The sequence below is a fragment of the Aeromonas sp. CA23 genome, assembly GCF_002587065.1.
In the GTDB taxonomy this organism is placed as follows: Bacteria; Pseudomonadota; Gammaproteobacteria; order Enterobacterales; family Aeromonadaceae; genus Aeromonas; species Aeromonas bestiarum.
Window position 1 is genome coordinate 2002959 of record NZ_CP023818.1, and the last position, 13571, is coordinate 2016529.

The following is a 13571-nucleotide window of genomic DNA, read 5'->3' on the forward strand; positions in this document are numbered from 1 at the left end:
TCATCTTGATTTTATTAATTCCTTCCCCCGTCATTGACCCTTCTGTTTAACCGGCCGATCCAGCTTCAAATCAGTCTATCCATTCGAATTTTCTAACTGGTTTCTGGCGCCGTTCACGGGCACATTAGACGGTGGAATATTGCATGCCAATAGAGATTCAGGAGAGAACATGAGCAGCCACAATATCGCATTGGATCAGGACGTCGTCGTTACCCAGTTGAAAGGCAAAATCTATTTGGTCGCTGCAGATGGCAGCCAGAAGCCACTTGCTGAAGGCGATGTCCTGCCCAAGGATGCGGTGCTGATCACTCCTGAAGGCGCCAGCTTCAACGGCGGCAACCAGACTTTCACCCTGAGCCCGACCAACGAGCAGCAGGCTGAGGATGAAACGTCTCAGGCGCCCTTGCTGGCCCAGAATCAGGATGTGCCTGCCGGCAATCCCGATGACATAGCGGCCCTGCAACAGGCCATTCTGGGTGGCACCGATCCGACCAAGGCATTTGAAGCGGCGGCGGCCGGCGGTGCTCCTGCCGCAGGCGGTGGCAATATCGGCGGCGTGGCGGGTGCCAGCGGCAATGGTGGTTTCGTCACCATAGATCGCATCGGCGATGCCACCATAGCGGCGGCGGGCTTTGATACCGGCACCCAGGCCGACACGGGCGTGATTGGCGATGCGTTCACGGGCGAGGAAGATCAGCTGATCGACCTGGTGCCACCGGTGATCACAGTCTCCGCCCCTGACAATACCAACGACACTACCCCGACCCTGACCGGTACCACTGATGCCCCCGCAGGCAGCACTGTGACCCTGCTGGTTACGGATGCCAATGGCAATCAACAGACCCTGACCACGACCGTCAATCCGGATGGCACCTTCAGCGTGGATGTCACCACACCGCTGGCGGACGGCTCCTATACGGTCACCGCCAATGTCACCGATCCTGCCGGCAACACAGCCACAGCGACCGATGATGGCAGCGTGGACAGCACTGCCCCCTCTGCTCCTCTGGCGGAAATCCAGGACGGCGCGGACAACGTCATCTCAGCCAATGAGCGCGAGAGCGGCGTGGATGTCATCATACGTTTGCCAGCCGATGCCAAAGTTGGTGATCGCCTCGATGTGGACTGGAATGGGGACGGGGTACCTGACTCCAGCTCCATCCTGACCGCCGATGACATCGGCAAGACCCAGATTACTCTGACCATTCCCACCACGGATCTGCCGGTCAATGGCCCCATCACAGTGGATGCCACCCTGACCGATCCCGCTGGCAACACCTCCCCCAAGGGCACTGACAACAGTGTGGTGAATGCCGCGCCTGTGCCAGGGGACGACCAGTTCACCGTGGAAGAGGACGGGACAGTCACCATCAACGTGCTCGGCAATGACTCCGACCTGGATGGTGATAGCCTCAGCATCACCGCCGTCAATGGCCAGGCCATTGCCGAAGGCGGCTCGGTAGCGATCAGCAATGGTTCCGTTACCCTGACCAACGGCCAGTTGGTCTTTACGCCATCCCCTGATTTCAATGGCAATATTTCGTTCGAATACACAATCACAGATGGTTTGCACAGCGCCACTGGCGGCGTGACCGGGACTGTCACGCCGGGCAATGATGCCGCCATCATTGCCGGTGCTGACGCTGGCGCCGTGACCGAAGATGCCAGCCCGGATGTGCTGACAGACAGCGGCGTGCTGAGCGTGACCGACGTGGACGGTGCCGATGAGGCCAAGTTTATTGCCGGCAACGGCGTGGCCAGCAACGGTGCGCTGGGCAGCCTGACCATCACCGAAGGCGGTGCCTGGACGTATAACGTGACCAATGGCGACGTGCAGTACCTGGGGCAGGGTGAAACCAAGGTCGAGACCTTCGTGGTCAAGAGCCTGGATGGCACCGAGCATACCGTCACCATCACCATCACCGGCGTCAATGACAGCGCGGTGATCAGCGGCAACGACACCGGTGCCGTGGTGGAAGATGAAAGCACCCCGACGCTGACCGAGACCGGCAGCCTGACCGTGACCGACGTGGACGGCGCCGACGAGGCCAAGTTCGTGGCCGGTGCGGGCACCCCGAGTGCCGATGCACTGGGCAGCCTGACCATCACCGAAGGCGGTGAGTGGACTTACAACGTGGCCAACGGCGACGTGCAGTATCTGGGGCAGGGCGAGACCAAGGTCGAGACCTTCGTGGTCAAGAGCCTGGATGGCACCGAGCACACCGTCACCATCACCATCACCGGCGTCAACGACAGCGCGGTGATCAGCGGCAACGACACCGGTGCCGTGGTGGAAGATGAAAGCACCCCGACCCTGACTGAGACTGGCAGCCTGACCGTGACCGACGTGGACGGCGCCGACGAGGCCAAGTTTGTGGCCGGCAACGGCGTGGCCAGCAATGGCGCGCTGGGCAGCCTGACCATCACCGAAGGCGGTGAGTGGACTTACAACGTGGCCAACGGCGACGTGCAGTACCTGGGTCAAGGTGAAACCAAGGTCGAGACCTTCGTGGTCAAGAGCCTGGATGGCACCGAGCACACCGTCACCATCACCATCACCGGCGTCAATGACAGCGCGGTCATTAGTGGTGCTGACGCTGGTGCCGTGACCGAAGATGCCAGCCCGGATGTGCTGACTGACAGCGGCGTGCTGAGCGTGACCGACGTGGACGGCGCGGATGAGGCCAAGTTCGTGGCCGGTGCGGGCACCCCGAGTGCCGATGCACTGGGCAGCCTGACCATCACCGAAGGCGGTGTCTGGACTTATAACGTGGCCAACGGCGACGTGCAGTACCTGGGTCAAGGTGAAACCAAGGTCGAGACCTTCGTGGTCAAGAGCCTGGATGGCACCGAGCATACCGTCACCATCACCATCACCGGCGTCAACGACAGCGCGGTGATCAGCGGTGCTGACACTGGCGCGGTTACCGAAGATGCCAGCCCGGATGTGCTGACAGACAGTGGCGTGCTGACCGTGACTGACGTGGACGGGGCGGATGAAGCCAAGTTCGTGGCCGGTGCGGGTACCCCGAGTGCCGATGCACTGGGCAGCCTGACCATCACCGAAGGCGGTGCCTGGACGTATAACGTGGCCAACGGCGACGTGCAGTATCTGGGGCAGGGTGAAACCAAGGTCGAGACCTTCGTGGTCAAGAGCCAGGATGGCACCGAGCATACCGTCACCATCACCATTACCGGCGTCAATGACAGCGCGGTGATCAGCGGTGCTGACACTGGCGCGGTTACCGAAGATGCCAGCCCGGATGTGCTGACAGACAGCGGCGTGCTGACCGTGACTGACGTGGACGGGGCGGACGAAGCCAAGTTCGTGGCCGGTGCGGGCACCCCGAGTGCCGATGCGCTGGGCAGCCTGACCATCACCGAAGGCGGTGCCTGGACGTATAACGTGGCCAATGGCGACGTGCAGTATCTGGGGCAGGGTGAAACCAAGGTCGAGACCTTTGTGGTCAAGAGCCTGGATGGCACCGAGCATACCGTCACCATCACCATCACCGGCGTCAACGACAGCGCGGTGATCAGCGGCAATGACACCGGCGGCGTGGTGGAAGATGAAAGCACCCCGACCCTGACTGAGACTGGCAGCCTGACCGTGACCGACGTGGACGGCGCCGACGAGGCCAAGTTTGTGGCCGGCAACGGCGTGGCCAGCAATGGCGCGCTGGGCAGCCTGACCATCACCGAAGGCGGTGCCTGGACGTATAACGTGGCCAACGGCGACGTGCAGTATCTGGGGCAGGGTGAAACCAAGGTCGAGACCTTCGTGGTCAAGAGCCAGGATGGTACCGAGCATACCGTCACCATCACCATTACCGGCGTCAATGACAGCGCGGTGATCAGCGGTGCTGACACTGGCGCGGTTACCGAAGATGCCAGCCCGGATGTGCTGACAGACAGCGGCGTGCTGACCGTGACTGACGTGGACGGGGCCGATGAAGCCAAGTTCGTGGCCGGTGCGGGCACCCCGAGTGCCGATGCGCTGGGCAGCCTGACCATCACCGAAGGCGGTGCCTGGACGTATAACGTGGCCAATGGCGACGTGCAGTATCTGGGGCAGGGTGAAACCAAGGTCGAGACCTTCGTGGTCAAGAGCCTGGATGGCACCGAGCACACCGTCACCATCACCATCACCGGCGTCAATGACAGCGCGGTCATTAGCGGTGCTGACACTGGCGCGGTTACCGAAGATGCCAGCCCGGATGTGCTGACAGACAGCGGCGTGCTGACCGTGACCGACGTGGACGGTGCCGATGAGGCCAAGTTTATTGCCGGCAACGGCGTGGCCAGCAACGGTGCGCTGGGCAGCCTGACCATCACCGAAGGCGGTGCCTGGACGTATAACGTGGCCAACGGCGACGTGCAGTACCTGGGGCAGGGTGAAACCAAGGTCGAGACCTTCGTGGTCAAGAGCCTGGATGGCACCGAGCACACCGTCACCATCACCATTACCGGTGTGAACGACAGCGCGGTGATCAGCGGCAACGACAAGGGCGGCGTCACTGAAGATGAAAGTACCCCGATCCTGACCGAGACTGGCAGCCTGACCGTGACCGACGTGGACGGCGCCGACGAGGCCAAGTTTGTGGCCGGCAACGGCGTGGCCAGCAATGGCGCGCTGGGCAGCCTGACCATCACCGAAGGCGGTGTCTGGACTTACAACGTGGCCAACGGCGACGTGCAGTACCTGGGGCAGGGTGAAACCAAGGTCGAGACCTTCGTGGTCAAGAGCCAGGATGGTACCGAGCATACCGTCACCATCACCATTACCGGCGTCAATGACAGCGCGGTGATCAGCGGTGCTGACACTGGCGCGGTTACCGAAGATGCCAGCCCGGATGTGCTGACAGACAGCGGCGTGCTGACCGTGACTGACGTGGACGGGGCCGATGAAGCCAAGTTCGTGGCCGGTGCGGGCACCCCGAGTGCCGATGCGCTGGGCAGCCTGACCATCACCGAAGGCGGTGCCTGGACGTATAACGTGGCCAATGGCGACGTGCAGTACCTGGGTCAAGGTGAAACCAAGGTCGAGACCTTTGTGGTCAAGAGCCTGGATGGCACCGAGCATACCGTCACCATCACCATCACCGGCGTCAACGACAGCGCGGTGATCAGCGGCAATGACACCGGCGGCGTGGTGGAAGATGAAACCACCCCGACCCTGACCGAGACTGGCAGCCTGACCGTGACCGACGTGGACGGTGCCGATGAGGCCAAGTTTGTGGCCGGCAACGGCGTGGCCAGCAATGGCGCGCTGGGCAGCCTGACCATCACCGAAGGCGGTGTCTGGACGTATAACGTGGCCAACGGCGACGTGCAGTACCTGGGTCAAGGTGAAACCAAGGTTGAGACCTTCGTGGTCAAGAGCCTGGATGGCACCGAGCATGCCGTCACCATCACCATCACCGGCGTCAATGACAGCGCGGTCATTAGCGGTGCTGACACTGGCGCGGTTACCGAAGATGCCAGCCCGGATGTGCTGACAGACAGCGGCGTGCTGACCGTGACCGACGTGGACGGTGCCGATGAGGCCAAGTTTATTGCCGGCAACGGCGTGGCCAGCAACGGTGCGCTGGGCAGCCTGACCATCACCGAAGGCGGTGCCTGGACGTATAACGTGGCCAATGGCGACGTGCAGTACCTGGGGCAGGGTGAAACCAAGGTCGAGACCTTCGTGGTCAAGAGCCTGGATGGCACCGAGCACACCGTCACCATCACCATTACCGGTGTGAACGACAGCGCGGTGATCAGCGGCAACGACAAGGGCGGCGTCACTGAAGATGAAAGTACCCCGATCCTGACCGAGACTGGCAGCCTGACCGTGACCGACGTGGACGGTGCCGACGAAGCCAAGTTTGTGGCCGGTGCGGGCACCCCGAGTGCCGATGCACTGGGCAGCCTGACCATCACCGAAGGCGGTGCCTGGACGTATAACGTGGCCAATGGCGACGTGCAGTATCTGGGGCAGGGTGAAACCAAGGTCGAGACCTTTGTGGTCAAGAGCCTGGATGGCACCGAGCATACCGTCACCATCACCATCACCGGCGTCAACGACAGCGCGGTGATCAGCGGCAATGACACCGGCGGCGTGGTGGAAGATGAAACCACCCCGACCCTGACCGAGACTGGCAGCCTGACCGTGACCGACGTGGACGGGGCGGACGAAGCCAAGTTCGTGGCCGGTGCGGGCACCCCGAGTGCCGATGCACTGGGCAGCCTGACCATCACCGAAGGCGGTGCCTGGACTTATAACGTGGCCAACGGCGACGTGCAGTATCTGGGGCAGGGCGAAACCAAGGTCGAGACCTTCGTGGTCAAGAGCCTGGATGGCACCGAGCATACCGTCACCATCACCATCACCGGCGTCAACGACAGCGCGGTGATCAGCGGTGCTGACACTGGCGCGGTTACCGAAGATGCCAGCCCGGATGTGCTGACAGACAGTGGCGTGCTGACCGTGACTGACGTGGACGGGGCGGATGAAGCCAAGTTCGTGGCCGGTGCGGGCACCCCGAGTGCCGATGCACTGGGCAGCCTGACCATCACCGAAGGCGGTGTCTGGACTTATAACGTGGCCAACGGCGACGTGCAGTACCTGGGTCAAGGTGAAACCAAGGTCGAGACCTTCGTGGTCAAGAGCCTGGATGGCACCGAGCATACCGTCACCATCACCATCACCGGCGTCAACGACAGCGCGGTGATCAGCGGTGCTGACACTGGCGCGGTTACCGAAGATGCCAGCCCGGATGTGCTGACAGACAGCGGCGTGCTGACCGTGACTGACGTGGACGGGGCGGACGAAGCCAAGTTCGTGGCCGGTGCGGGCACCCCGAGTGCCGATGCGCTGGGCAGCCTGACCATCACCGAAGGCGGTGCCTGGACGTATAACGTGGCCAATGGCGACGTGCAGTATCTGGGGCAGGGTGAAACCAAGGTCGAGACCTTTGTGGTCAAGAGCCAGGATGGCACCGAGCATACCGTCACCATCACCATTACCGGCGTCAACGACAGCGCGGTGATCAGCGGTGCTGACACTGGCGCGGTTACCGAAGATGCCAGCCCGGATGTGCTGACAGACAGTGGCGTGCTGACCGTGACTGACGTGGACGGGGCGGATGAAGCCAAGTTCGTGGCCGGTGCGGGTACCCCGAGTGCCGATGCACTGGGCAGCCTGACCATCACCGAAGGCGGTGCCTGGACGTATAACGTGGCCAACGGCGACGTGCAGTATCTGGGGCAGGGTGAAACCAAGGTCGAGACCTTCGTGGTCAAGAGCCAGGATGGTACCGAGCATACCGTCACCATCACCATTACCGGCGTCAATGACAGCGCGGTGATCAGCGGTGCTGACACTGGCGCGGTTACCGAAGATGCCAGCCCGGATGTGCTGACAGACAGCGGCGTGCTGACCGTGACTGACGTGGACGGGGCCGATGAAGCCAAGTTCGTGGCCGGTGCGGGCACCCCGAGTGCCGATGCGCTGGGCAGCCTGACCATCACCGAAGGCGGTGCCTGGACGTATAACGTGGCCAATGGCGACGTGCAGTATCTGGGGCAGGGTGAAACCAAGGTCGAGACCTTCGTGGTCAAGAGCCTGGATGGCACCGAGCACACCGTCACCATCACCATCACCGGCGTCAACGACAGCGCGGTGATCAGCGGCAACGACACCGGTGCCGTGGTGGAAGATGAAAGCACCCCGACCCTGACTGAGACTGGCAGTCTGACCGTGACCGACGTGGACGGCGCCGACGAGGCCAAGTTTGTGGCCGGCAACGGCGTGGCCAGCAATGGCGCGCTGGGCAGCCTGACCATCACCGAAGGCGGTGAGTGGACTTACAACGTGGCCAACGGCGACGTGCAGTATCTGGGGCAGGGCGAAACCAAGGTTGAGACCTTCGTGGTCAAGAGCCTGGATGGCACCGAGCATACCGTCACCATCACCATCACCGGCGTCAATGACAGCGCGGTCATTAGCGGTGCTGACACTGGCGCGGTTACCGAAGATGCCAGCCCGGATGTGCTGACAGACAGCGGCGTGCTGACCGTGACCGACGTGGACGGTGCCGATGAGGCCAAGTTTATTGCCGGCAACGGCGTGGCCAGCAACGGTGCGCTGGGCAGCCTGACCATCACCGAAGGCGGTGCCTGGACGTATAACGTGGCCAACGGCGACGTGCAGTACCTGGGGCAGGGTGAAACCAAGGTCGAGACCTTCGTGGTCAAGAGCCTGGATGGCACCGAGCACACCGTCACCATCACCATTACCGGTGTGAACGACAGCGCGGTGATCAGCGGCAACGACAAGGGCGGCGTCACTGAAGATGAAAGTACCCCGATCCTGACCGAGACTGGCAGCCTGACCGTGACCGACGTGGACGGCGCCGACGAGGCCAAGTTTGTGGCCGGCAACGGCGTGGCCAGCAATGGCGCGCTGGGCAGCCTGACCATCACCGAAGGCGGTGTCTGGACTTACAACGTGGCCAACGGCGACGTGCAGTACCTGGGGCAGGGTGAAACCAAGGTCGAGACCTTCGTGGTCAAGAGCCTGGATGGCACCGAGCACACCGTCACCATCACCATCACCGGCGTCAACGACAGCGCGGTGATCAGCGGCAATGACACCGGCGGCGTGGTGGAAGATGAAACCACCCCGACCCTGACCGAGACTGGCAGCCTGACCGTGACCGACGTGGACGGTGCCGATGAGGCCAAGTTTGTGGCCGGCAACGGCGTGGCCAGCAATGGCGCGCTGGGCAGCCTGACCATCACCGAAGGCGGTGAGTGGACTTATAACGTGGCCAACGGCGACGTGCAGTATCTGGGGCAGGGCGAAACCAAGGTTGAGACCTTCGTGGTCAAGAGCCTGGATGGCACCGAGCACACCGTCACCATCACCATCACCGGCGTCAACGACAGCGCGGTGATCAGCGGCAACGATACCGGTGCCGTGGTGGAAGATGAAAGCACCCCGACCCTGACTGAGACTGGCAGCCTGACCGTGACCGACGTGGACGGGGCCGATGAAGCCAAGTTCGTGGCCGGTGCGGGCACCCCGAGTGCCGATGCACTGGGCAGCCTGACCATCACCGAAGGCGGTGTCTGGACTTATAACGTGGCCAACGGCGACGTGCAGTACCTGGGTCAAGGTGAAACCAAGGTCGAGACCTTCGTGGTCAAGAGCCTGGATGGCACCGAGCATACCGTCACCATCACCATCACCGGCGTCAACGACAGCGCGGTGATCAGCGGTGCTGACACTGGCGCGGTTACCGAAGATGCCAGCCCGGATGTGCTGACGACAGCGGCGTGCTGACCGTGACTGACGTGGACGGGGCGGACGAAGCCAAGTTCGTGGCCGGTGCGGGCACCCCGAGTGCCGATGCGCTGGGCAGCCTGACCATCACCGAAGGCGGTGCTGGACGTATAACGTGGCCAATGGCGACGTGCAGTATCTGGGGCAGGGTGAAACCAAGGTCGAGACCTTTGTGGTCAAGAGCCAGGATGGCACCGAGCATACCGTCACCATCACCATTACCGGCGTCAACGACAGCGCGGTGATCAGCGGTGCTGACACTGGCGCGGTTACCGAAGATGCCAGCCCGGATGTGCTGAGACAGTGGCGTGCTGACCGTGACTGACGTGGACGGGCGGATGAAGCCAAGTTCGTGGCCGGTGCGGGTACCCGAGTGCCGATGCACTGGGCAGCCTGACCATCACCGAAGGCGGTGCCTGGACGTATAACGTGGCCAACGGCGACGTGCAGTATCTGGGCAGGGTGAAACCAAGGTCGAGACCTTCGTGGTCAAGAGCCAGGATGGTACCGAGCATACCGTCACCATCACCATTACCGGCGTCAATGACAGCGCGGTGATCAGCGGTGCTGACACTGGCGCGGTTACCGAAGATGCCAGCCCGGATGTGCTGACAGACAGCGGCGTGCTGACCGTGACTGACGTGGACGGGGCCGATGAAGCCAAGTTCGTGGCCGGTGCGGGCACCCCGAGTGCCGATGCGCTGGGCAGCCTGACCATCACCGAAGGCGGTGCCTGGACGTATAACGTGGCCAATGGCGACGTGCAGTATCTGGGGCAGGGTGAAACCAAGGTCGAGACCTTCGTGGTCAAGAGCCTGGATGGCACCGAGCACACCGTCACCATCACCATCACCGGCGTCAACGACAGCGCGGTGATCAGCGGCAACGACACTGGCGCGTGGTGGAAGATGAAGCACCCGGACCTGACTGAAGACGTGGCAGTGCTGACCGTGACCGACGTGGACGGCGCCGACGAGCCAAGTTTGTGGCCGGCAACGGCGTGGCCAGCAATGCGCGCTGGGCAGCCTGACCATCACCGAAGGCGGTGAGTGGACTTACAACGTGGCCAACGGCGACGTGCAGTATCTGGGGCAGGGCGAAACCAAGGTTGAGACCTTCGTGGTCAAGAGCCTGGATGGCACCGAGCATACCGTCACCATCACCATTCACCGGCGTCAATGACAGCGCGGTCATTAGCGGTGCTGACACTGGCGCGGTTACCGAAGATGCCAGCCCGGATGTGCTGACAGACAGCGGCGTGCTGACCGTGACCGACGTGGACGGTGCCGATGAGCCAAGTTTGTGGCCGGCAACGGCGTGGCCAGCAACGGTGCGCTGGGCAGCCTGACCATCACCGAAGGCGGTGCCTGGACGTATAACGTGGCCAACGGCGACGTGCAGTATCTGGGGCAGGGTGAAACCAAGGTCGAGACCTTCGTGGTCAAGAGCCTGGATGGCACCGAGCACACCGTCACCATCACCATTACCGGTGTGAACGACAGCGCGGTGATCAGCGGCAACGACAAGGGCGGCGTCACTGAAGATGAAAGTACCCCGATCCTGACCGAGACTGGCAGCCTGACCGTGACCGACGTGGACGGCGCCGACGAGGCCAAGTTTGTGGCCGGCAACGGCGTGGCCAGCAATGGCGCGCTGGGCAGCCTGACCATCACCGAAGGCGGTGTCTGGACTTACAACGTGGCCAACGGCGACGTGCAGTACCTGGGGCAGGGTGAAACCAAGGTCGAGACCTTCGTGGTCAAGAGCCTGGATGGCACCGAGCACACCGTCACCATCACCATCACCGGCGTCAACGACAGCGCGGTGATCAGCGGCAATGACACCGGCGGCGTGGTGGAAGATGAAACCACCCCGACCCTGACCGAGACTGGCAGCCTGACCGTGACCGACGTGGACGGTGCCGATGAGGCCAAGTTTGTGGCCGGCAACGGCGTGGCCAGCAATGGCGCGCTGGGCAGCCTGACCATCACCGAAGGCGGTGAGTGGACTTATAACGTGGCCAACGGCGACGTGCAGTATCTGGGGCAGGGCGAAACCAAGGTTGAGACCTTCGTGGTCAAGAGCCTGGATGGCACCGAGCACACCGTCACCATCACCATCACCGGCGTCAACGACAGCGCGGTGATCAGCGGCAACGATACCGGTGCCGTGGTGGAAGATGAAAGCACCCCGACCCTGACTGAGACTGGCAGCCTGACCGTGACCGACGTGGACGGGGCCGATGAAGCCAAGTTCGTGGCCGGTGCGGGCACCCCGAGTGCCGATGCACTGGGCAGCCTGACCATCACCGAAGGCGGTGTCTGGACTTATAACGTGGCCAACGGCGACGTGCAGTACCTGGGTCAAGGTGAAACCAAGGTCGAGACCTTCGTGGTCAAGAGCCTGGATGGCACCGAGCACACCGTCACCATCACCATCACCGGCGTGAACGACAGCGCGGTGATCAGCGGCAACGACACCGGTGCCGTGGTGGAAGATGAAAGCACCCCGACGCTGACCGAGACCGGCAGCCTGACCGTGACCGACGTGGACGGCGCCGACGAGGCCAAGTTCGTGGCCGGTGCGGGCACCCCGAGTGCCGATGCACTGGGCAGCCTGACCATCACCGAAGGCGGTGAGTGGACTTACAACGTGGCCAACGGCGACGTGCAGTATCTGGGGCAGGGCGAGACCAAGGTCGAGACCTTCGTGGTCAAGAGCCTGGATGGCACCGAGCACACCGTCACCATCACCATCACCGGCGTCAACGACAGCGCGGTGATCAGCGGCAACGACACCGGTGCCGTGGTGGAAGATGAAAGCACCCCGACCCTGACTGAGACTGGCAGCCTGACCGTGACCGACGTGGACGGCGCCGACGAGGCCAAGTTTGTGGCCGGCAACGGCGTGGCCAGCAATGGCGCGCTGGGCAGCCTGACCATCACCGAAGGCGGTGAGTGGACTTACAACGTGGCCAACGGCGACGTGCAGTACCTGGGTCAAGGTGAAACCAAGGTCGAGACCTTCGTGGTCAAGAGCCTGGATGGCACCGAGCACACCGTCACCATCACCATCACCGGCGTCAATGACAGCGCGGTCATTAGTGGTGCTGACGCTGGTGCCGTGACCGAAGATGCCAGCCCGGATGTGCTGACTGACAGCGGCGTGCTGAGCGTGACCGACGTGGACGGCGCGGATGAGGCCAAGTTCGTGGCCGGTGCGGGCACCCCGAGTGCCGATGCACTGGGCAGCCTGACCATCACCGAAGGCGGTGCCTGGACGTATAACGTGGCCAACGGCGACGTGCAGTATCTGGGGCAGGGCGAAACCAAGGTCGAGACCTTCGTGGTCAAGAGCCTGGATGGCACCGAGCATACCGTCACCATCACCATCACCGGCGTCAACGACAGCGCGGTGATCAGCGGTGCTGACACTGGCGCGGTTACCGAAGATGCCAGCCCGGATGTGCTGACAGACAGTGGCGTGCTGACCGTGACTGACGTGGACGGGGCGGATGAAGCCAAGTTCGTGGCCGGTGCGGGTACCCCGAGTGCCGATGCACTGGGCAGCCTGACCATCACCGAAGGCGGTGCCTGGACGTATAACGTGGCCAACGGCGACGTGCAGTATCTGGGGCAGGGTGAAACCAAGGTCGAGACCTTCGTGGTCAAGAGCCAGGATGGCACCGAGCATACCGTCACCATCACCATTACCGGCGTCAATGACAGCGCGGTGATCAGCGGTGCTGACACTGGCGCGGTTACCGAAGATGCCAGCCCGGATGTGCTGACAGACAGCGGCGTGCTGACCGTGACTGACGTGGACGGGGCGGACGAAGCCAAGTTCGTGGCCGGTGCGGGCACCCCGAGTGCCGATGCGCTGGGCAGCCTGACCATCACCGAAGGCGGTGCCTGGACGTATAACGTGGCCAATGGCGACGTGCAGTATCTGGGGCAGGGTGAAACCAAGGTCGAGACCTTTGTGGTCAAGAGCCAGGATGGCACCGAGCATACCGTCACCATCACCATTACCGGCGTCAACGACAGCGCGGTGATCAGCGGTGCTGACACTGGCGCGGTTACCGAAGATGCCAGCCCGGATGTGCTGACAGACAGTGGCGTGCTGACCGTGACTGACGTGGACGGGGCGGATGAAGCCAAGTTCGTGGCCGGTGCGGGTACCCGAGTGCCGATGCACTGGGCAGCCTGACCATCACCGAAGGCGGTGCCTGGACGTATAA

Annotated in this window: 6 protein-coding genes; all 6 read left to right on the plus strand. The window is 62.8% G+C overall.

What is annotated here, in order from left to right; translation table 11 throughout:
* The first annotated feature begins 169 nt into the window (after nt 1–169).
* The 6 genes from CK910_RS09580 to CK910_RS09585 all read left to right on the plus strand — a co-directional run bounded on the left by CK910_RS09580 (nt 170) and on the right by CK910_RS09585 (nt 13540).
* Nucleotides 170–9331 (plus strand): VCBS domain-containing protein, encoded by a 9162-nt coding sequence (locus CK910_RS09580; protein WP_172955283.1) that lies wholly within the window; start codon nt 170–172, stop codon nt 9329–9331.
* 115 nt (nt 9332–9446) lie between these two features.
* Complete coding sequence (locus CK910_RS24170; RefSeq protein WP_216640188.1) at nt 9447–9656, plus strand: VCBS domain-containing protein; 210 nt, start codon at nt 9447–9449, stop codon at nt 9654–9656.
* 160 nt (nt 9657–9816) lie between these two features.
* The gene (locus tag CK910_RS24175; RefSeq protein WP_216640189.1) at nt 9817–10380 is read left to right on the plus strand and encodes a VCBS domain-containing protein; all 564 of its coding nucleotides are present in this window, start codon (nt 9817–9819) and stop codon (nt 10378–10380) included.
* A 13-nt stretch (nt 10381–10393) separates the two neighbouring features.
* Entirely contained in the window at nt 10394–10513 is a 120-nt protein-coding gene (locus CK910_RS24050; RefSeq protein ID WP_253852856.1) for a VCBS domain-containing protein, read from the plus strand.
* Entirely contained in the window at nt 10467–10679 is a 213-nt protein-coding gene (locus tag CK910_RS24055) for a hypothetical protein (protein WP_172955284.1), read from the plus strand. The genes CK910_RS24050 and CK910_RS24055 overlap by 47 nt, the downstream gene beginning before the upstream one ends.
* Nucleotides 10634–13540: a VCBS domain-containing protein gene (locus tag CK910_RS09585; RefSeq protein WP_216640190.1), complete on the plus strand. Its 2907-nt coding sequence runs from the start codon at nt 10634–10636 to the stop codon at nt 13538–13540. The genes CK910_RS24055 and CK910_RS09585 overlap by 46 nt, the downstream gene beginning before the upstream one ends.
* The last annotated feature ends 31 nt before the right edge of the window (nt 13541–13571 follow it).

Bases quoted from the DNA above. Each gene is read 5' to 3' on its own strand.
- CK910_RS09580 (WP_172955283.1), top strand. From the start codon at position 170: ATGAGCAGCCACAATATCGCATTGGATCAGGACGTCGTCGTTACCCAG.
- CK910_RS24055 (WP_172955284.1), top strand. From the start codon at position 10,467: ATGGCACCGAGCATACCGTCACCATCACCATTCACCGGCGTCAATGAC.